Raw genomic sequence first — 17,789 nt, 5'->3', positions numbered from 1 at the left:
GGGGACCTCTCTGAAACTAGATGCAACCATCAGTAACGGTTAAACGGTACTCTGGGCGCCATGGCCAACGTCAAGAGCGACGGACGCACCACCCGCTGGGACGACCACCGCGCCACCCGGCGCACGGAGTTCGTCCAGGCAGCCGTGCGCGCCATCGACGCGCTCGGCCCGGACGCCTCCGTCGCGGACATCGCGGCTGAGGCCGGGGTGAGCAAGCCCGTCCTCTACCGCTACTTCTCCGACAAGGCCGAGTCTGCACGCCGCGGTCGGCGCGTGGGGCTCCGAGTCGGTCCTGGACCGGGTGCTCACCGCGCTGCTCGAGCCCGCGCCGGCCCGTGAGCGGATCACCGCCGGGGTCGAGGCCTACCTGTCCACGATCGCCGAGCACCCGCAGGCCTTCCTGCTGCTCACCCGCCAGCACGCCGGCGGCGACCCGCTCGCCGCGGGCAAGGACCTGATCGCGTCCAAGGCTCTCCCGGCTGCTCGGCGACACGTTGCGCCACCTCGGCGGCGACACCGGCGCCGCCGAGCCGTGGGCGCAGGCCGTCGTCGGCCTCGGCAGACTCCGTCGGTCAGTGGTGGCTGGAGCGTCGTACCCTCTCCCGGGCCGCGGCCGCGGGCTACCTCGGCGAGTTCGTCTGGCACGCCCTCTCCGGCGCCGCCGCCGAGCACGGCGTCGACCTCAGCGCGCTCGACCCGGGCGTCGGCATGGCGACCGTCCACCCGCTGCACGAGGAGGCCGAGGAGTGAGCCACCACCCCCAGGAGGCGTACGACGGCCCGGCGAGCGTGCTCGCCGGCGACACCGAGCATCCGGTGACCGTCACCCTGCGCGGCGCCTTCCAGCCGGTCGACGGGCTCTTCCACTGGTACGGCCGGATCACCGACCCGGCCCCGCTCGCCGGGATCCGCAGCGGCTCCGCGGTGACCCTGCGCACCCCCGTCGGCGAGGCGCCGGCGAAGGCTGTCGGACGAGGACCCGTGGGGTCGCCTCCGGGTGACCGGGACCGGCCGCCCGCCCTTCTGACCGGCCCCGCTCAGGCCGGGGTGACGATCACGTCGATCGCCTCGAAGCCCTCGGCCCCGGCGCGGTAGGCGTGCGGCCGGTCGGCCGCGAAGTGCACGTGCTCGCCGGCCGCGAAGGCCTGCACCCTGCCGTCGTGCTCGACCTCGCCGGAGCCGGTGAGCACGACCAGCCGCTCGGTGACGCCCGCGACGTGCGCCGGCGAGCGCCGCTCCACCCCGGCGGCGAGCCGGAGCAGGTACACCTCGGTCGTGCGCTCCGGCTCCCGGACCACGCGCAGCCGGACGGTGACGATGCCCTCGTCGAGCAGGACCGCGCCGTCGTGGTCGTCCATCAGCGCGGCCATCGGCACGCCGAGGGGCGTCGCGACGGCGTACAGGGTCTCCAGGGTGGGGTTGCGCTGCCCGGTCTCGAGCTCGGAGAGCGTGCCCTTGCCGATGCCGGCCTCCCCGGCGAGCGCGGAGAGGGAGAGCCCGCGGGCCTCGCGCAGGGCGCGGATCCGCGCGCCGACCCCGGCTGCTCGCGTCATCGGCGCTTCCTCACCTAGAGTGTTCTGTATACAGAACGCCGCCCGCGCGTTCGGCAGGAGGCGACGTGTCCGAGGAGAGTACCCACGGCCCGGTGCTGGCCGGCGTGGTCACGGCCGTGGTCGGGTTCAGCAGGCTCGTTCGTCGTCGTGCTCGCCGGGCTCGTCGCGGTCGGCGCCACCCCGGCGCAGGCGGCGTCCGGCCTGCTCACCCTGCTCGTCACGACGGCACTGGGGATGCTCTGGCTCTCCGTGCGCCACCGCACGCCCGTCGTGCTGGCCTGGTCGACGCCCGGCGCCGCGCTGCTCGCCTCCTCCGCCGGGATCGCCGGCGGCTGGCCCGCGGCGGTGGGCGCCTTCGTGGTGACCGGCGTCCTCATCGTGCTCACCGGCTTGATCCCCCGCCTCGGCGACCTGGTCGCGGCGATCCCGCAGAGCCTGGCCCGGGCGATGCTGGCCGGCGTCCTGCTCCCGCTGTGCATCGCCCCGGTCACCGCGCTCGTCGACGCACCCGCCGCCGTCGCACCCGTGGTCCTCACCTGGCTGGTGCTGCTCCGGCTCGCGCCGCGCTGGGCGGTCCCCGCCGCCCTGGCCGTCGCGCTGGTCACCGTGCTCGCCACCGCGCACGTGCCCGCGGACGCGCTCGCACCGACCCTCGCCTGGACCACCCCCGGCTGGACCGTGTCCGCCCTGGTCGGCCTCGCCCTGCCCCTGTACGTCGTCACGATGGCCTCGCAGAACGTGCCCGGCGTCGCCGTGCTGGGCACCTTCGGCTACCGCGTCCCGTGGCGCGAGTCGCTGACCGTCACCGGGCTCGGCACCATCGCGGGTGCGCCGACCGGCGGGCACGCGATCAACCTCGCCGCGATCAGCGCGGCCCTCGCCGCCGGTCCGGCCGCCGGACCGGACCGGGAGCGCCGCTGGGTGGCCGCGGTCAGCGCTTCGGTGACCTACCTGGTGCTCGCCGTCGCCAGCAGCGCCCTGGCCGCGATGGTGGCCGCCGCGCAGGACGGCCTGATGCAGGCCGCCGCGGGCCTGGCCCTGCTCGGCACGCTCGGCAGGCTCGCTGGCCGAGGCGCTCGCCGACCCGCGCGAGCGGGAGTCCGCCGCCGCGACCCTCGTCGTGGCCGCCTCCGGCGTCACCGTGCTCGGCATCGGCGCCGCCTTCTGGGCACTCGTGGTCGGGCTCGCCTGCCGGGCGGTGCTGCGCCGGCCGGCGGCGCGGGCCGCCTAGACCTCGCAGGCTGCGGCGGACCTCGGTCGAGCAGATGTCGCTGCCCCGGCCGCCGTTGCCGTAGTCGCGGGCCTTGCCGCCGTCGAGGATGTCGGTGCCGCCCAGACCGTAGAGCGCGTCCCGCCCGCCGTTGCCGGACAGGTAGTCGTTGCCCGAGTCTGCCCCGGATCGTGTCGCCGAAGCGCGTGCCGTAGGCGATGTTGATCGAGCGCAGGCTGCGCCTTGCCGGTGCGCGCCCAGGTCGCCAGGCCGCGACCGAGCGCGATCCGCACCGCGCGGTCGAAGGTCGCGAAGGCTCACCTGGTCGTCGTCCGCGCCGCCGTTGAGGTACGGCACGGCCCGCGGCGTCTGCACCAGGAAGGAGTCCAGGCCCGCCTCGCCGTACGCCGACGACGCGCCGATCCCCGACCGGAAGGCGTCGTCGCCGTCCCCGCCGTAGCCCCGGGCGCCGAGGGAGAGGCTGGAGCACGTCGCGCCCGGCATCGCCGCGGGCGACGCCATGGGTGACGATGAGCAGGTCGTCGCCGGGCCCGCCGGACGTCGTACCGCCGGCGGCCTCGAGGATGTCCGCGCCGCCGCCCCCGCTGATCCGGTCCGCGCCGGCCGCACCGACGAAGTGGTCGTTGCCCGGTCCGCCGACCATCACGTCGGCGTCCGCGGTGCCCTGCACGGTCTCGACCTGGGCGTAGGCGTCGTGACCCTCGCCGTCGATCGTGCCCGCGGCGCCGTCGACCGTGATCGGGTGCAGCGAGGTGAGGTAGGTCAGCAGGTCCCGGTCACGGCCACCGTTGATCCGGTCGTCGCCCTGCCCACCGGCGAAGGCGTCGGCACCGGTGCCACCCGACAGCGAGTCGTCACCCGGACCGCCCGCCAGCCGGTCCGCGCCGCTCTCGCCGAGGACGATGTCGTTGCCGTACTCGCCGTTGATCGAGTCCCGGCCCGCGCCGCCGCAGATGATGTCGTTGCCGCTGTCGCCCCGGAACGTGTCGTTGCCCGGGCCGAGCCAGACCACGTCGGCGAGCGGGGTGCCCACCAGGTCGTCGTTGCCGGCCGTGCCGACGATCGTCGCGGTCAGCCCGCGGCAGGTAGGCGTGGCCGCGGCCTGCGCCGGGGCGAGCGCCCCGAGCACACCGACGACCAAGGACGCCCCGGACAGCAGGGCCAGCAACCTCGCGCTCATGACCGGTACCTGTCACGGGACCGGCCCGGCGTTACACCGACGGCTCAGCCGACGAAGAAGTAGGTGGACTTGAGGCCGAGGTAGGAGCGGAAGGTGTCGCCCGCGACGTCGATGCTGCGCTTGCTCCCGACGACCCGGATGGTCACCACGCGACCGCCCCCGGCGCCGTGCCCGTCGCGCTTGACCACCTGCAGGCCGGTGGCCGTGCCGAGCGAGGGCCAGGCCCGCTCCAGGCTCCGCCGAGGTGACGCTGTCGGTCCAGGTACGCACCGGGTCGTAGGGGTCGGCCCTCGCCACGAGGTAGGGCATCGACCCCTGGGTCGTCCAACCGCCGTTGCTGGAGGAGAACTGGGTGAAGGCGGGCTTGCCGCCGTAGGACCGGACCTCGGTCCTGGTCGCCGTCACGGCGGCGTTGGTGGCCGTGGTCTCCGCGGCGAGGCCGCCGTAGACCTGCGAGCGGGTGGTGTCGTCCACGTCGTAGCGCGCACCCGAGCGCGAGGCGCGCTCGAAGGCGGCGTAGGCTGCGCGCCGCGACCGCCTGCGCCCGCAGCGCCTGGGCCCGCCACGACGCCGGCATCTCACGGGCGATGACACCGCGCACGTAGTACTCCAGCGGCACCACGTTGACCACGTCGCGATGGGCGCCGTCGACCGACGAGCGCAGCGAGCCGCGGTAGAGCGCCGAGCCCGACGGCGTGTAGAGGCGCAGCGAGGGGGCCACGAACTCCGCCTGCCCCTTGGTCGGCGCACCAGGGTCCACTTCCCCTTGACCGCCACCCACACGCGGCTGGTGCCGTTGTCCGGCGTCGGCGCGATCATCCAGTGCGTCGCGCCCGCCCGCGCCAAGGGGTACGACGTCGCGCTGCCCACCGCGCGCACGCTCAGCCCGCTCTGCGCGCCCACCACGAGCACGTCGCGGGTCTCCTTGGTGAGCAGCACCCGGATCGCGCCGGTCGCCGTGCCGACCTTGGTGCCCGGGTAGTAGAAGTTCACGATCTGCCGGAAGGTCAGCCCGCGGGTGGCGGCGCCCTGCGCGCCGTACTGGGACATCCCGTGGGCGTGACCCCAGCCCCGCCCGCTGAGCGAGAAGGTGGTGGCGGCCGTGGCCGGGGAGGAGTCGACGGCGGCGGGCACGACGACCAGTCCGACGGCGGCCGCGAGCGCGGTGACGAGGGTCCGAGACAGCAGGCGCATCGTCTGAGACTAACCCGGGTTTCAAGCCTTGACAGGCGTCCGAACTAGGATTGATGACCATGACCGACCTCGAGAGCCAGCCCACCCCGGACCCGACGAGCGCCGAGTCCCGCGCCGTCGTCGTACCGGACAAGCCGGCCCTGGAAGGCCTCGAGCCCAAGTGGGCCGAGCGCTGGAAGAACGACGACACCTACGGCTTCGACCGCTCCCAGCCGCGGGAGAACGTCTACTCCATCGACACCCCGCCGCCGACGGTCAGCGGCAGCCTGCACGTGGGCCACGTCTTCTCCTACACCCACACCGACCTGATCGCCCGCTTCCAGCGGATGCGGGGCAAGTCGGTCTTCTACCCGATGGGCTGGGACGACAACGGCCTGCCCACCGAGCGCCGGGTCCAGAACTACTTCGGCGTGCGCTGCGACCCGTCCCTGCCCTTCGACCCGGACTTCACCCCGCCGGAGAAGCCGGACCCCAAGCGCCAGGTCCCGATCAGCCGGCCGAACTTCATCGCGCTGTGCGAGCAAACTGGTCGAGGAGGACGAGAAGGTCTTCGAGTCGCTGTGGCGCACGCTCGGCCTCAGCGTCGACTGGAAGATCACCTACACCACGATCGGCAAGCACGCGCAGACCGTCAGCCAGCGCGCCTTCCTGCGCAACCTGGCCCGCGGCGAGGCCTACCTGCAGGAGGCGCCGACGCTGTGGGACGTCACCTTCCAGACCGCGGTCGCCCAGGCCGAGCTGGAGGCGCGCGACTACGCCGGCGCCTACCACCGGGTCGCCTTCCACAAGCCGGACGGCTCGCCGGTGCACATCGAGACCACCCGGCCCGAGCCTGATCCCGTCGGTCGTCGCGCTGATCGCCCACCCCGACGACGAGCGGTACGCCGACCTGTTCGGCACGACCGTGACCTCGCCGGTCTTCGGCGTGGAGATCCCCGTCCTGGCCCACCCGGCCGCGGAGAAGGACAAGGGCGCGGGCATCGCGATGTGCTGCACCTTCGGCGACCTCACCGACGTCACCTGGTGGCGCGAGTCGCAGGCTCCCGGTCCGCACCGTCATCGGCCGCGACGGCCGGTTCAGCCGCGAGACGCCGGAGTGGCTCTCGGGCGAGAGCGCCGCCGCGGCGTACGAGGACCTCAAGGGCAAGACCGTGCACTCGGCCCGCGAGGCCGTCGTCGCGAAGGCTCAAGGAGACCGGCGACCTCGACGGCGACCCGAAGCCGACCCAGCGGATGGCGAACTTCTACGAGAAGGGCGACAAGCCGCTCGAGATCGTCTCCACCCGCCAGTGGTACCTCCGCAACGGCGGGCGGGACGCGGCGATCCGCAACCGGATGCTGGAGCGCGGCGCCGAGGTCCAGTGGCTGCCCGCGCACATGAAGCACCGCTTCGACAACTGGGTCGGCGGCCTCAACGGTGACTGGCTGATCTCGCGCCAGCGCTTCTTCGGCATCCCGTTCCCGGTCTGGTACCCCCTCGACGCCGAGGGCGAGCCCGACTACGGCCGGCTGCTGCTGCCGACCGAGGCCGAGCCTGCCGATCGACCCCTCGACCCAGGCGCCGGCGGGCTACACCGAGGACCAGCGCGGCAAGCCGGGCGGCTTCATCGGCGACCCGGACGTCATGGACACCTGGGCCACCTCCTCGCTCACCCCGCAGATCGCGGGCGGCTGGGAGTCCGACCCCGACCTGTGGTCGCGGGTCTTCCCGATGGACCTGGCCACCCAGGCGCACGACATCATCCGCACCTGGCTGTTCTCCCGCGTGGTCCGCGCGCACTTCGAGAACGACGCCGCGCCGTGGTCGCACGCAATGATCTCCGGCTTCATCGTCGACCCGGACCGCAAGAAGATGTCCAAGTCCAAGGGCAACGTCGTGGTCCCCAACGAGATCCTCGACAAGTACGGCGCCGACGCGGTCCGCTGGCGCACCGCCATCGCCCGCCCCGGCCTGGACTCGCCTTTCGACGAGACCCAGATGAAGGTCGGGCGCCGGCTGGCGATGAAGGTCCTCAACGCCTCCAAGTTCGTCCTCGGCAGCGTCGGGGCCACCGAGTTCAGCGCCGCCCGGGTCAGCCAGCCGGTCGACACCCACCTGCTCGGCCGCCTCGCCGGGGTGGTCCGCAAGGCCACCGAGGCGTTCGAGGCCTACGACTACACCACCGCGCTCGAGGTCACCGAGAAGTTCTTCTGGGAGTTCTGCGACGACTACCTGGAGCTGGTCAAGGAGCGCGCGTACGCCGGCGAGGGCGACGCCTCGGACTCGGCCCGCTCCACCCTGGCCGCCGCCCTCCAGGTCCAGGCTCCGGCTGCTGGCGCCCTTCCTGCCGTACGTCACCGAGGAGGTCTGGTCCTGGTGGCAGGACGGCTCGGTGCACCGCTCGGCCTGGCCGACCGTCACCGAGCTCGGCTCCCCCGCTGCCTCCGACGGCACCGCGATCGACGCGGTCGCCGCCGCGCTCGGTGGCATCCGCGGCGCGAAGTCGCAGGCCAAGGTCAACATGAAGACCCCGCTCGCGCGGGTCGAGGTCAGCGGCCCGGAGAAGGCTGGTCCGCGACGCCGAGTCCGCCTCCGCGGACCTGGTCGCGGCCGGCAAGATCACCGGGGACCTGGTCTTCACCGTCGTGCCCGAGGCCACCGAGTTCGTCGGTGACTGCCGAGATCGCCGAGCAGCCCGCGGAGTGAGGCGGTCAGGGGTGGCGGCCGCCCTCGCGGCCGTCCCGGTGCTCGGCGCCGGCTGCGCGGCGACCGAGTGGCCCTCGGACGCGGACCCGAAGCAGTTCTGCGAGGACATGACCGGCCTGCAGACTCAGCGAGGACGGGATCGACCAGGCTCATCCGTGAGCGCGGTACGCCGGCGAACCTGCCCTTCGAGGCACGGCGCTACCTGATCCACCTCGACGAGGGCAAGGACCCGGTCCCCGGGGACCAACAGGTCCTCCAGGACTTCGTCGCCGACAACTGCTGAGCGAGGCTCAGGGCACCAGGCGCAGGACCAGGTCGCCGTCGGCGTCCTTGCGGTCGTTGGTGAGCACCCACAGCGAGCCGTCGGGCGCCTCGGTGACCAGGCGCAGCCGGCCGTAGTCGTGGGTGAGCAGGCTGCTCGGCGGAGTCCGCCGAGCCGTCCGGGTCGATCCGGTAGAGCCGCTCGCCGCGCAGGCAGGCGATCCAGATCTTGCCGTCGTGGAAGGTCATCCCGCTCGGCGAGGCGTCCTCGGGCCGCCAGGTCGCGATCGGGTCGGTGAGCGCGTCGTCGTCCGCCGGGCCCTCGGCCTCGGGCCAGCCGTAGTCCTTGCCGGCCTCGACCACGTTGAGACTCGTCCAGACTTGTTGAACCCGAACTCGGTGGCGAAGAGGCGGCCCTGGTCGTCCCAGGCCAGGCCCTGGGGGTCGCGCCAGCCCCAGGCGTAGACCGGCGAGGCGGGGTCCGGGTTGCCCGGCGCCGGCTCGCCCTCGGGGGTCACCCGCAGGATCTTGCCGCCGAGGTCGCCGCGGTCCTGGGCAGGGGCCCGACGATCCGCCTCCCCCGTGGTGACGTAGAGCATCCCGTCCGGGCCGAACCGGATCCGGCCGCCGTTGTGGATGTTGCCCGCCGGGATCCCGGTCAGCACCGGCTCCGGCGCCGCGGTCGAGCCGAGCCTGAAGCGCACGACCCGGCTGTCCTCGCGCCCGGTGTAGTAGACGTAGACCCAGCCGTCCTCGGCGTACGACGGGGAGAGGGCCAGCCCCTGCAGGCCGCCCATCGAGGCGCTGTCGGGGTCGATCTCGTCGAAGGTGCGGACCTCCGAGACCTGCCCGGTGGAGCCTGATCCGGCGCAGCCGGCCGGTGATCCGCTCGGTCACCAGGGCCGAGCCGTCGGGCAGGAAGGCCAGGTCCCAGGGCACGGCGAGGCCCTTGGCGACCGTCTCCACCGATGCCGGCTCCGCCTCGGGGGCGTCCTCGACGCTCGGGTGGACCCACCAGCCGGCGTCGTCGCCGTACCGGTAGCCGGCCACGCCCCCGGCCACGAGGAGGGCACCGAGGATGCCGAGGACAGGCCACTTCCACCGCACGAGCCAGCGCACGCACTCGACCCTAGGGGCGCCTCCGCGCCGGGTCGATGCTCGTCACCGAAGCGTCAGGCAGACTTCTTCTTCGGTTTCGCCTCGCGCAGCACCAGGGTCGGCGGGACGTCGTCCTCGACGGTCTCCTTGGTCACCACGACCTGGGCCACGTCGCCACGGCTCGGCACGTCGTACATCACGTAGAGGAGGACCTCCTCGATGATGGCGCGCAGGCCCCGGGCGCCGGTGCCGCGCTCGAGCGCCTTGTCGGCGATCGCGGCGATCGCGTCCTCGGTGAACTCCGAACTCGACGCCGTCGAGGTCGAAGAGCCTTCTTGTACTGCTTGACCAGGGCGTTGCGCGGCTCGGTGAGGATCTGGACCAGCGCGTCCTGGTCCAGCGGGCTGACGCTCGCGATGAGCGGCAGACGGCCGATGAACTCGGGGATCAGGCCGAACTTGGTCAGGTCCTCGGGCCGGACCTGGCCGAGCAGGTCGTCCGCGGCCCGCTCCGCCTCGCCGCGCGGCTCGGCGGTGAAGCCCAGGGACTTCTTGCCGACCCGCTGCTCGATGATGTGCTCCAGGCCGGCGAACGCGCCGCCCACCACGAAGAGGATGTTCGTGGTGTCGATCTGGATGAACTCCTGGTGCGGGTGCTTGCGCCCGCCCTGCGGGGGCACCGAGGCGGTGGTGCCCTCGATGATCTTGAGCAGCGCCTGCTGCACGCCCTCACCGGAGACGTCGCGCGTGATCGAGGGGTTCTCCGCCTTGCGGGCCACCTTGTCGATCTCGTCGATGTAGATGATCCCGGTCTCGGCCTTCTTGACGTCGTAGTCGGCGGCCTGGATCAGGCTTGAGGAGGATGTTCTCGACGTCCTCACCGACGTAGCCCGCCTCGGTGAGGGCGGTCGCGTCGGCGATGGCGAACGGGACGTTGAGCATCCGGGCCAGGGTCTGGGCGAGGTAGGTCTTGCCGCAGCCGGTCGGGCCGATGACGAGGATGTTCGACTTCGCGACCTCGACGACCTCGTCCTTGCTGTGCTTGCCCGAGACGGGCTGCACGCCGGCCTGGACCCGCTTGTAGTGGTTGTAGACCGCCACCGCGAGGGACTTCTTCGCCTGCTCCTGGCCGATGACGTAGGAGTTGAGGAACTCGAAGATCTCCTTCGGCTTCGGCAGGCTCCGCGAGATCGACGTCGGTGCCCTCGGCGAGCTCCTCCTCGATGATCTCGTTGCACAGGTCGATGCACTCGTCACAGATGTAGACACCCGGACCAGCGATGAGTCTGCTTGACCTGCTTCTGGCTCTTTCCACAGAACGAGCACTTCAACAGGTCGCCACCGTCACCGATGCGTGCCACGGGTCCTCCTCAAGTCCGAACCCCCCGACGGTACCCCCTGCCACGCCCCAAGGGGAGCGTGACACGAGGGAGACCGGCTCGGTATCGGGGAGGCTCATTCGTCGTACGTCGTTCTCTTCGGCTGCCTGGGCCCGGATCAGACCAGTGCGGGGGTCTTCAGCGACTCGAGGACCGAGTCGATGAGGCCGTACTCGATCGCGCCCTGGGCGGTGAGGATCTTGTCGCGCTCGATGTCGCGGCTGACCTCGTCGATGTCCTTGCCCGAGTGGTCGCTGATCATCTTCTCCAGCAGGCTCGCGCATCCGGAGGATCTCGTTGGCCTGGATCTCGATGTCCGAGGTCTGGCCGAAGGTGCCCTCGGTGTAGGGCTGGTGGATCAGGATCCGGCTGTTGGGCAGCGCCAGGCGCTTGCCCTTGGCACCCGCGGCGAGCAGGATCGCCGCCGCCGAGGCCGCCTGGCCGATGCACACGGTCTGCACGTCCGGCTTGATGAACTGGATCGTGTCGTAGATCGCGGTCAGCGCGGTGAACGAGCCACCGGGGCTGTTGATGTAGATGCTGATGTCCTGGTCGGGGTTCATCGACTGCAGGCACAGCAGGCTGGGCGATCACGGCGTTGGCCACGTCGTCGGAGATCGGCGTGCCGAGGTAGATGATGCGGTCCTCGAACAGACTTGGCGTAGGGGTCGATCCGGCGGAAGCCGTAGGACGTGCGCTCTTCCCACTGGGGGATGTAGTAGTTCATGTCTGGATCACTCAGTCCTTCTTGTGGGCCGGACGACCCTCGTCGACGGCTTCCTTGGCGCTCTTGACCACCTTGTCGACCAGGCCGTAGTCCAGCGCCTCCTGGGCGGTGAACCAGCGGTCGCGGTCGGCATCCTCGGTGACCTGCTCGACGCTCTGGCCGGTGTGCTCGGAGATCAGGCTCGAGCAGCACCTTCTTGATGTGCAGCGACTGCTGGGCCTGGATCTTGATGTCGGAGGCCGAGCCGCCCATGCCGGACGACGGCTGGTGCATCATGATCCGCGCGTGCGGCAGGGCGTAGCGCTTGCCCTTGGCGCCCGCGCACAGCAGGAACTGCCCCATCGAGGCGGCCAGGCCCATGCCGACCGTGGCGACGTCGTTGGGGATGTAGTTCATCGTGTCGTAGATCGCCATGCCGGCGTCGACGGAACCGCCGGGGCTGTTGATGTGCAGGAAGATGTCGGCCTCGGGGTCCTCCGCCGACAGCAGCAGCAGGCTGGGCGCAGATCGCGTTGGCGTTCTGGTCGCGCACCTCGGAGCCGAGGAAGACGATCCGCTCGCGGAGCAACCGGCTGTAGATGTTGTCGTCGAGGAAGCCTGATCCCCGCGCCGCCGTTCATCTCATGGCCACGCTCGTGGCCACCGGGAAGAGTCTGAGTCACGCAAGCGACACTAGCCGTCCACCGCGGTCAATCCACGCGTCGCACGCCGCTGTTCGCCGACAGCGGAAGCCCGGACGGACGCACGCTCAGCCCTCCGCCGCCGCCTTGAGCCCGGCCACGGTGGCGGCCATGCCCCGCTCGAGACTCGTCGGCGTGCCCCTCGGTGCCGCCGAGCAGCAGCGGCGCCATGACCCGGCTGCCGAGGCTGAGCCGCCGCGGCACCGGTCGGCGGTGCACGACCCGGGTCCGGCCGGCCTCCCCCGCCACCGGCTCCAGGCTCCCACACCCACTGCGCGCCGCTCGACGGGGTGTCCCACACCAGCCTGCCGCCCCGGTACGACGGCCGCCACCACCGAGCGCGTGGGCCAGACCGCGGCCTTGCGCCGGTTGATGCCGAGGTACCACTGCCCCACCCGGAGCCCGCCGGGCTTGAGCGGCACCATCCGCACCGTCTCCGGGCTCCAGGCTCGCCAGGCTGCCCGAAGTCGGTCAGCAGCGCCCACACGTGCTCGGCCGGGGCCGCGATCTCGGTCTCCGCGCGGAGGCTCGCGCGCTGCGTTCGTGGTCGCCATGAGCACATCTTGGCAACTGCCCCCGCCCGAGGGGAACCCGCGATAGCGTCGCCCGCGTCGTCGCGGTGGGGGTCCGGGTCCGCCTCCGCCGGTTCTCGCCCTGGAGGTCCCGTGCCCGGCATCCCGCCCCCGCCGCCCCCGCCGCCCCCGCCGCCTCCCCCGGGCTTCGCGCCTCCCCCACCACCGCCTGCGCCTCCGACGCCCCCGCCCCCGTCCGGTCCGCCGGGCGCTCCGCGCCGTCGTACCGGGCTGCTGGTGGGGGTCGGCCTGCTCGTCCTGGCCCTCGCCGGGGGTGGCCTCACCGCCTGGCTGGTGACCCGCGACGGCACGGACGACGGCCCGACGGCCCGTCGCTCCGGCGGGCTCGAGGTCGTGCCGGCCGCCATCGACCGCGGGGTCTCCGTGCTCGGCGAGCCGGGCCGGGTGTGGGACTTCGACCCGAGCACGGTCGAGCCGACGGCGACGCTGAGCCCGATGAGCCCCGTCTCCTACCAGCAGATGGACGACGTGCTCCGCTTCGGCGACCTGCTCCTCGTCCAGGTGACGCCCGAGGAGGGCGCGAGCCGCCTGGTCGCGGTCGACACCGGGTCCGAGAAGGTCGCCTGGACCTTCGAGCTCGCGGAGTACGGCTCCGACTGCCACCTGCCCGACCCGCGGCACCTCTACTGCAACGACGGCAAGGACCGGCTGGTCCACCTCGACCCCGCCGACGGCTCCGTCCTCGGCGCGCACGCCGCCGACGCCTGGGTCTCCCTGCAGGCTGCGGGGCAAGGTGCTCTACGCACTCTCCGCCGGCGGGCCCGGCAAGGGCCGGCACCCCGCCCTCCTCACGGCGTACGACGCCGAGAGCCTCGACCAGCAGTGGACGCTCCCGCTCGACGACTCCCTCGGCATCGGCGACGACGGCCAGAACGACTTCGACGGCGGCGTCGTGCTCAGCACCGACGGCGGCGAGGCTGGTCGCGGGCTACGGGCCGCTGCAGTGGCGGGTCGACCCCGCGGCGCGGAAGATGCTGGGCCAGTCCGAGGACCGCGGCGAGGACGGGGACGCCGAGGAGGACGGCTACCGCGTCGAGTGGAGCGATGAGCACACCACCGTGCGCGACGCGTCCGGCCGCACCGTGCTCGACGTCGACGGCGACCCCTGGTTCGGCGACGGTGCCGGCGGCTACATCCGCGACGGGCAGATCGGCGCCGGGTCCGGGGTCTACGACCTCGACACCGGCGAGGCGGTGTGGACGCGCCCGGACCTGGCGGGCTACGACGAGTACGGCACGGCCTACGACTGGTCGTGGGCGCTGGACCGGCGCAACGTCGTGGTCGAGGGCAGCCAGCAGGACGCCAGCACCGGGACGAGCGACGGCACCCTGCTCGACGGCCGCACCGGGCGGACCGTGCTCGCCCTCTCCGACAAGAGCGCGCCGATGCTGCGCACCGACGACGCGGTGGTCGTGGTCAGCGACGGCGAGGTGTCGGCGTACGACGCCACGACCGGCGAGGCTCGCCTGGAGCCGCCCGGCGCCGGGCGAGTTCTCCTCCGTCCTCGCGCTCGGCGACGCGCTCGTGGTCGAGGGCAGGCTCCGGCCTGGTCGTGCTCAGCGACTTCCCTGCGGTCGGCGGGCCGGGCAAGGGCGCGACCGAGCAGGCGGGCGACGAGGGTGGGACGGCGTACCGCACGGCCTGCGGCAAGCCGCCCACCTTCGTGCCGACAGCGTCGCGGGCGGCCAACGGCGGGATCACCATCACCTACCGGGTGACCGCGACCTGCGGTGGCGGGCAGTGGCTCAACGACAGCCAGGCTGAGCGTGCCGTTCACCGTCGCGGGCACGGCCCTGGCGTCGGGCTGGTTCGACTTCAGCGAGGACCCCTACTGGATCCCCGACGACGGGACCGACCTGCAGGCTGGTCTACCCGTTCGAGAACACCCAGGCGCCCGAGTCCGACATCGCCGAGGCGATCGAGCAGGACGGAGGCACCGGCAAGGTCGTCACCGTGCCCTGCGAGCCCGGCCCGGACAGTGTCGGCGGCGCGGTCCCCTCGGACCCGCGCTTCGGCGGGGACCCGGACGAGGCGACCGTCGCGGACGGTACCCCGGAGGAGGACTCCGCCGCCGACCGGGACGAGAGCGCGCTGGAGGCGCTGCAGCGGATCGCGCGGGAGGACCGGGCGGCCGTCGAGGCGCTGGGCACGAGCCTGGACCGCGCAAGCTGTCGTCGAAGAAGCCGGGCACGGCCGACGACGGCATCGTCTACGACTCCTACGACGACATCCTCGCCCTGCACCTGCGGCACCGCGCGCGCTACCCCGACGCGCTGCTGGTCTTCAGCACCGACTGGCCGGGCAGGCTTCGGCCCGTCGAGCCGGGGCTACTGGGTGACGCTCAGCGGGCAGTCGGAGGCGAGCACCGCGCCGGTGCTGCGCTGGTGCACCGACGAGGGCTGGGGCCCGGGCGACTGCTGGGCCAAGCGGCTCGCGACGAGCGGCGACCCGGACGCCAACACCGACCGGGGCGCACCCGACGAGCGCAACAACTGACGAGGCAACCGGTCAGGCCTCGTCGAGCCAGCGCACCAGCGCGACGTGAACGTCGGGGTGGTTGAGCAGGCCGAAGTGGTCGGTGCGGGGCAGGTGCAGCACCTCCGCGCCGGGGAACAGACTCGGTCCCGCGACGGTCGCGGCCCACGGCGGAGCGCGGGGTCACCAGCAGGTCCCCGATCGCACTGGCGACCGGGTGCCGCGGCGAGCGGGTCAGGGTCGCGGAGACCAGGCGGTAGCGGGCGTGCGGCAGCGGGGGCACGTCGTGCGCGAGCCCCTCGATCAGGTCGTGGATGCCCGGCGCCCGGCGGTCGATGATCTTGCCGAACGCCGCCACCTCGGGCACCCGGGCCAGGGTCCGGCTCGCGTGGTCCGCGCCCACCGCGAACCACGAGCCGAGGTGCGGGGTGCCGAGGGTGACCACGTCGGTGACCAGCCGGGTCCAGGCGGCGGGGGCGTCGTGCTCGGCGGTGACGGCGGAGGAGGCGCGGATGATCAGCCCGCCCAGGGAGTGCCCGACCAGCGCGATCCGGGTGACCTCGGTCGGCCAGGCGTCGACCAGGCGCTGCACCAGCGAGGCCAGCACCACGCCGTTCTCGCGTAGCGGCAGCCCGGTGTTGGCGCGCAGGTAGACCGGGGTCCACCCGCGGGCGGCCAGCGTCTCGCCGTACGTCGCGCCGAGCCGGTCGCGGTGGCGGCGCCAGTAGTCCTCGGTCTCGCACAGCCCGTGCAGGAAGACCACGAGTCGCCCGGTGGCCCCGGGGAAGGCGCCGGCGACGCCGCCGGGGGTGAGCACGACGTCACGACCCTCGCGGCGCACGCCCATCTCGATCGCCAGGTGCGGCCGCTCGCGGCGCAGACTCCTCGCCGATCAGGCCGTTGACGGCCGAGTCTGACGAAGCGACCGCGCGGGCCGTCCTCCAGGCCCGGCCCCCCGACGCCGGCCTCGGCGAGCCGCGACAGGCCGGCGCTCGCGCCGCGCAGGGAGAGCCCGAGGGCGCCGTACACGGTGGTGGCGATGCCGTGGTGCAGGGCCTCGGCGGGCCGCGAGACCGGGCCGAGGCCGAGCCGGGCCAGGCCGTGGGCACGCCGGGAGATGGCCGTGTGGGTCTCGCGGGCGGTGGCGACCACGAGGTCGTCGAGCACGGAGGTCGCGAGCGCCGCGGCGTCGACGAAGGTGGCTTCCTGCCTCATGGAAAACGAGGCTACCCCGTTGAGTGCACACTCGTACACTCAACGGGGTAGGTGAGACAGGACTCAGTCCTCGGTGGTCTCCTCGGCCTCGGCGGGCTCCTCGCCCTCCGCGGCCGGCTCACCGATGCTGCCGTCGGCCTGCAGGTTCTTCAGGCTCCAGGACGTTGCCGGAGCCGTCCTTGACCTCGGCACCCTCGACCAGGATCTGCAGCGCCTTGCCGCGGCGGATCTCCTGGACCAGGCTCGGGCACGTGGTTGTGCTCGAACATGTGGTTGACGAACTCCTGCGGGTCCTGGCCGGACTGCTGGGCGCGGCGGATCATGTGCTGGGTGAGACTCGGCCTGGTCGATGCCCAGGCTCCTCCTTGTCCGCGATCTCGTCGAGCAGGAACTGCGCGGCGACCGCGTCGCGGACCCGGCGCTCGAGGTCGGCCTCGAACTCCTCCTGGGTCTGCTTCTCGTCCTCGAGGTACTTCTCCAGCGTCATGCCGGCGTACTGCAGTCTGCTGCTCCAGGTTCGCGCGGCGCGCGTTCAGGCTCCCTCGGTGACCATGGTCTCCGGCAGCGGGATCTCGATCTTCTCCAGCAGCGCCTCCAGGACGGCGTCGCGGGCGGCGGCGGCCTGCTCGAGGCGCTTGCCCCGGGTCAGCCGCTCGCGCACGTCGGCGCGCAGGCTCCTCGAGGGTGTCGAACTCCGAGGCCTCCTGGGCGAACTCGTCGTCCAGGCTCGGGGAGGCTCCTGCTCCTGGACCTGGGTGACCTTGACCTTCACCTCGACGTCCTGGCCGACCAGGCTCGCCGCTGACCAGGCTGGGTGGTGAACGTCTTCTCCTCGTCGACGTTGACACCCACGAGGGCCTCGTCGAGGCCGTCGATCATGCCGCCGTTGCCGACCTTGTAGGAGAAGCCGGCGATCTCCGCGCCGTCGACGACCTCGCCGTCCTGGGTGGCGACCAGGTCGATGACCACGAAGTCGCCCTCCTGGGCGGGACGCTCGACGTCGATGAGGGTGCCGAAGCGCTCACGCAGCGCGTCGACCTGCTCGGCGACGTCCTCGTCGGTGACCGCCAGGTCCTCGACCGAGGCGCTCAGGCCGTCGTACGACGGCAGGGTGATCTCGGGCTTGACGTCCACCTCGGCGGTGAACTCCAGCGGGCCCTCGTCGTCGTACTTGAGCACCTCGACCTCGGGCTGGGCCAGCGGGGTGAGGTTGTTCTCCTCGAGGGCCTCGACGTACTTGGCGCCGAGGATGTCGTTGAGAGCCTCGTCGCGCGCGGCGCCGGGGAACTGGCGCTCGATGACCGCGGGCGGGACCTTGCCGCGGCGGAAGCCGGGGACGTTGATCTGCTTCGCGATCTTCTGGTACGCCGCGTCGAGGCTCGGCTTGAGCTCCTCGAAGGGCACCTCGACGGTCAGGCTTGGCCCGGGTCGGGCTCAAGGTCTCGACGGCGCTCTTCACAGGTGATCTCCTACTGGTTCTGAGAAATGGTCGCGGGCCGGGGCCCACTGGTTCGATCGG

15 protein-coding genes and 10 pseudogenes are annotated in these 17,789 nt (G+C 72.5%); 12 read left to right on the top strand and 13 right to left on the bottom strand.

Annotated elements, in window-relative coordinates; genetic code table 11:
• Nucleotides 1-60 precede the first annotated feature (60 nt).
• Both G5V59_RS30940 and G5V59_RS30935 read left to right on the top strand, forming a co-directional pair.
• Complete coding sequence (locus G5V59_RS30940; RefSeq protein WP_278259014.1) at nt 61-339, top strand: helix-turn-helix domain-containing protein; 279 nt, start codon at nt 61-63, stop codon at nt 337-339.
• Nucleotides 302-1,000, top strand: a complete 699-nt coding sequence (locus tag G5V59_RS30935) for a hypothetical protein (protein ID WP_278259013.1) — start codon at nt 302-304, stop codon at nt 998-1,000. Before G5V59_RS30940 ends, G5V59_RS30935 begins: the two co-directional genes overlap by 38 nt.
• A gap of 36 nt (nt 1,001-1,036) precedes the next feature.
• On the opposite strand, the gene G5V59_RS30930 is transcribed toward G5V59_RS30935, so the two are convergent.
• Complete coding sequence (locus tag G5V59_RS30930; RefSeq protein ID WP_278259012.1) at nt 1,037-1,552, bottom strand: XRE family transcriptional regulator; 516 nt, start codon at nt 1,550-1,552, stop codon at nt 1,037-1,039.
• A gap of 147 nt (nt 1,553-1,699) precedes the next feature.
• Here G5V59_RS30930 and G5V59_RS30925 point away from each other — a divergent pair.
• Both G5V59_RS30925 and G5V59_RS30920 read left to right on the top strand, forming a co-directional pair.
• A pseudogene (locus G5V59_RS30925) lies at nt 1,700-2,548 on the top strand (benzoate/H(+) symporter BenE family transporter); the annotation flags it as partial.
• Nucleotides 2,549-2,615: 67 nt separating this feature from the next.
• Nucleotides 2,616-2,693: pseudogene (locus tag G5V59_RS30920) on the top strand (hypothetical protein); the annotation flags it as partial.
• On the opposite strand, the gene G5V59_RS30915 reads toward G5V59_RS30920, so the two are convergent.
• Both G5V59_RS30915 and G5V59_RS30910 read right to left on the bottom strand, forming a co-directional pair.
• Nucleotides 2,689-3,963: a calcium-binding protein gene (locus G5V59_RS30915; protein ID WP_278259011.1), complete on the bottom strand. Its 1,275-nt coding sequence runs from the start codon at nt 3,961-3,963 to the stop codon at nt 2,689-2,691. The pseudogene G5V59_RS30920 and the gene G5V59_RS30915 overlap by 5 nt on opposite strands.
• A gap of 12 nt (nt 3,964-3,975) precedes the next feature.
• Nucleotides 3,976-5,157: a hypothetical protein gene (locus G5V59_RS30910; RefSeq protein WP_278259010.1), complete on the bottom strand. Its 1,182-nt coding sequence runs from the start codon at nt 5,155-5,157 to the stop codon at nt 3,976-3,978.
• Nucleotides 5,158-5,210: 53 nt separating this feature from the next.
• Between G5V59_RS30910 and G5V59_RS38100 the strand changes: the two are divergent.
• The 6 genes and pseudogenes from G5V59_RS38100 to G5V59_RS30900 form a co-directional block, all read left to right on the top strand.
• Nucleotides 5,211-5,507: pseudogene (locus G5V59_RS38100) on the top strand (class I tRNA ligase family protein); the annotation flags it as partial.
• A 175-nt stretch (nt 5,508-5,682) separates the two neighbouring features.
• Nucleotides 5,683-6,582, top strand: a pseudogene (locus G5V59_RS38095) (class I tRNA ligase family protein); the annotation flags it as partial.
• A gap of 199 nt (nt 6,583-6,781) precedes the next feature.
• Nucleotides 6,782-7,396: pseudogene (locus G5V59_RS38090) on the top strand (class I tRNA ligase family protein); the annotation flags it as partial.
• Between the two features lie 70 nt (nt 7,397-7,466).
• Nucleotides 7,467-7,622 (top strand): annotated as a pseudogene (locus G5V59_RS38085) (class I tRNA ligase family protein); the annotation flags it as partial.
• Between the two features lie 36 nt (nt 7,623-7,658).
• Complete coding sequence (locus G5V59_RS38080) at nt 7,659-7,811, top strand: hypothetical protein (protein WP_341351373.1); 153 nt, start codon at nt 7,659-7,661, stop codon at nt 7,809-7,811.
• Nucleotides 7,783-8,049: a hypothetical protein gene (locus G5V59_RS30900; RefSeq protein WP_278260373.1), complete on the top strand. Its 267-nt coding sequence runs from the start codon at nt 7,783-7,785 to the stop codon at nt 8,047-8,049. Before G5V59_RS38080 ends, G5V59_RS30900 begins: the two co-directional genes overlap by 29 nt.
• On the opposite strand, the gene G5V59_RS30895 is transcribed toward G5V59_RS30900, so the two are convergent.
• From G5V59_RS30895 to G5V59_RS30875, 5 genes and pseudogenes are all read right to left on the bottom strand, one after another.
• Nucleotides 8,042-9,223 (bottom strand): PQQ-dependent sugar dehydrogenase, encoded by a 1,182-nt coding sequence (locus G5V59_RS30895; RefSeq protein ID WP_278259009.1) that lies wholly within the window; start codon nt 9,221-9,223, stop codon nt 8,042-8,044. The two genes, G5V59_RS30900 and G5V59_RS30895, sit on opposite strands and share 8 nt — an antisense overlap.
• A gap of 53 nt (nt 9,224-9,276) precedes the next feature.
• Nucleotides 9,277-10,562: pseudogene (gene clpX / locus G5V59_RS30890) on the bottom strand (ATP-dependent Clp protease ATP-binding subunit ClpX).
• 136 nt (nt 10,563-10,698) lie between these two features.
• A pseudogene (locus G5V59_RS30885) lies at nt 10,699-11,307 on the bottom strand (ATP-dependent Clp protease proteolytic subunit).
• Between the two features lie 11 nt (nt 11,308-11,318).
• Nucleotides 11,319-11,887, bottom strand: a pseudogene (locus G5V59_RS30880) (ATP-dependent Clp protease proteolytic subunit).
• Nucleotides 11,888-12,055: 168 nt separating this feature from the next.
• Nucleotides 12,056-12,541, bottom strand: a complete 486-nt coding sequence (locus G5V59_RS30875) for a hypothetical protein (protein WP_278259008.1) — start codon at nt 12,539-12,541, stop codon at nt 12,056-12,058.
• A 65-nt stretch (nt 12,542-12,606) separates the two neighbouring features.
• On the opposite strand from G5V59_RS30875, the gene G5V59_RS30870 reads away from it, so the two are divergent.
• Nucleotides 12,607-14,298 (top strand): hypothetical protein, encoded by a 1,692-nt coding sequence (locus tag G5V59_RS30870; RefSeq protein WP_278259007.1) that lies wholly within the window; start codon nt 12,607-12,609, stop codon nt 14,296-14,298.
• Nucleotides 14,295-14,918: a hypothetical protein gene (locus G5V59_RS30865; RefSeq protein WP_278259006.1), complete on the top strand. Its 624-nt coding sequence runs from the start codon at nt 14,295-14,297 to the stop codon at nt 14,916-14,918. The genes G5V59_RS30870 and G5V59_RS30865 overlap by 4 nt, the downstream gene beginning before the upstream one ends.
• Before the next feature lie 3 nt (nt 14,919-14,921).
• Here the strand turns inward: G5V59_RS30865 and G5V59_RS30860 are convergent, their stop codons facing one another.
• The 5 genes and pseudogenes from G5V59_RS30860 to tig all read right to left on the bottom strand — a co-directional run bounded on the left by G5V59_RS30860 (nt 14,922) and on the right by tig (nt 17,674).
• Nucleotides 14,922-15,896 carry a hypothetical protein gene (locus tag G5V59_RS30860; RefSeq protein ID WP_278259005.1) on the bottom strand — a complete coding sequence of 325 codons (975 nt, stop codon included), beginning with the start codon at nt 15,894-15,896 and terminating at the stop codon, nt 14,922-14,924.
• Nucleotides 15,877-16,164 (bottom strand): hypothetical protein, encoded by a 288-nt coding sequence (locus tag G5V59_RS30855; RefSeq protein WP_278259004.1) that lies wholly within the window; start codon nt 16,162-16,164, stop codon nt 15,877-15,879. The genes G5V59_RS30860 and G5V59_RS30855 overlap by 20 nt, the downstream gene beginning before the upstream one ends.
• Before the next feature lie 255 nt (nt 16,165-16,419).
• Nucleotides 16,420-16,593 carry a hypothetical protein gene (locus G5V59_RS30850; protein ID WP_278259003.1) on the bottom strand — a complete coding sequence of 58 codons (174 nt, stop codon included), beginning with the start codon at nt 16,591-16,593 and terminating at the stop codon, nt 16,420-16,422.
• Nucleotides 16,590-16,931, bottom strand: a pseudogene (locus G5V59_RS30845) (hypothetical protein). The gene G5V59_RS30850 and the pseudogene G5V59_RS30845 overlap by 4 nt, the downstream one beginning before the upstream one ends.
• 107 nt (nt 16,932-17,038) lie before the next feature.
• Nucleotides 17,039-17,674 carry a trigger factor gene (tig, locus tag G5V59_RS30840; RefSeq protein WP_278259002.1) on the bottom strand — a complete coding sequence of 212 codons (636 nt, stop codon included), beginning with the start codon at nt 17,672-17,674 and terminating at the stop codon, nt 17,039-17,041.
• Nucleotides 17,675-17,789 lie beyond the last annotated feature (115 nt).

The sequence above is a fragment of the Nocardioides convexus genome (assembly GCF_011090295.1).
The sequence above is the reverse complement of the archived record's forward strand: the minus strand, read 5'-3'. Positions and strand labels throughout refer to the sequence as shown.

Coding starts and splice junctions, on each gene's coding strand:
- G5V59_RS30940 (WP_278259014.1), top strand. CDS start 61: ATGGCCAACGTCAAGAGCGACGGACGCACCACCCGCTGGGACGACCAC.
- G5V59_RS30930 (WP_278259012.1), bottom strand. CDS start 1,552: ATGACGCGAGCAGCCGGGGTCGGCGCGCGGATCCGCGCCCTGCGCGAG.
- G5V59_RS30915 (WP_278259011.1), bottom strand. CDS start 3,963: ATGAGCGCGAGGTTGCTGGCCCTGCTGTCCGGGGCGTCCTTGGTCGTC.
- G5V59_RS30910 (WP_278259010.1), bottom strand. CDS start 5,157: ATGCGCCTGCTGTCTCGGACCCTCGTCACCGCGCTCGCGGCCGCCGTC.
- G5V59_RS38080 (WP_341351373.1), top strand. CDS start 7,659: ATGAAGACCCCGCTCGCGCGGGTCGAGGTCAGCGGCCCGGAGAAGGCT.
- G5V59_RS30875 (WP_278259008.1), bottom strand. CDS start 12,541: ATGGCGACCACGAACGCAGCGCGCGAGCCTCCGCGCGGAGACCGAGAT.
- G5V59_RS30850 (WP_278259003.1), bottom strand. CDS start 16,593: ATGATCCGCCGCGCCCAGCAGTCCGGCCAGGACCCGCAGGAGTTCGTC.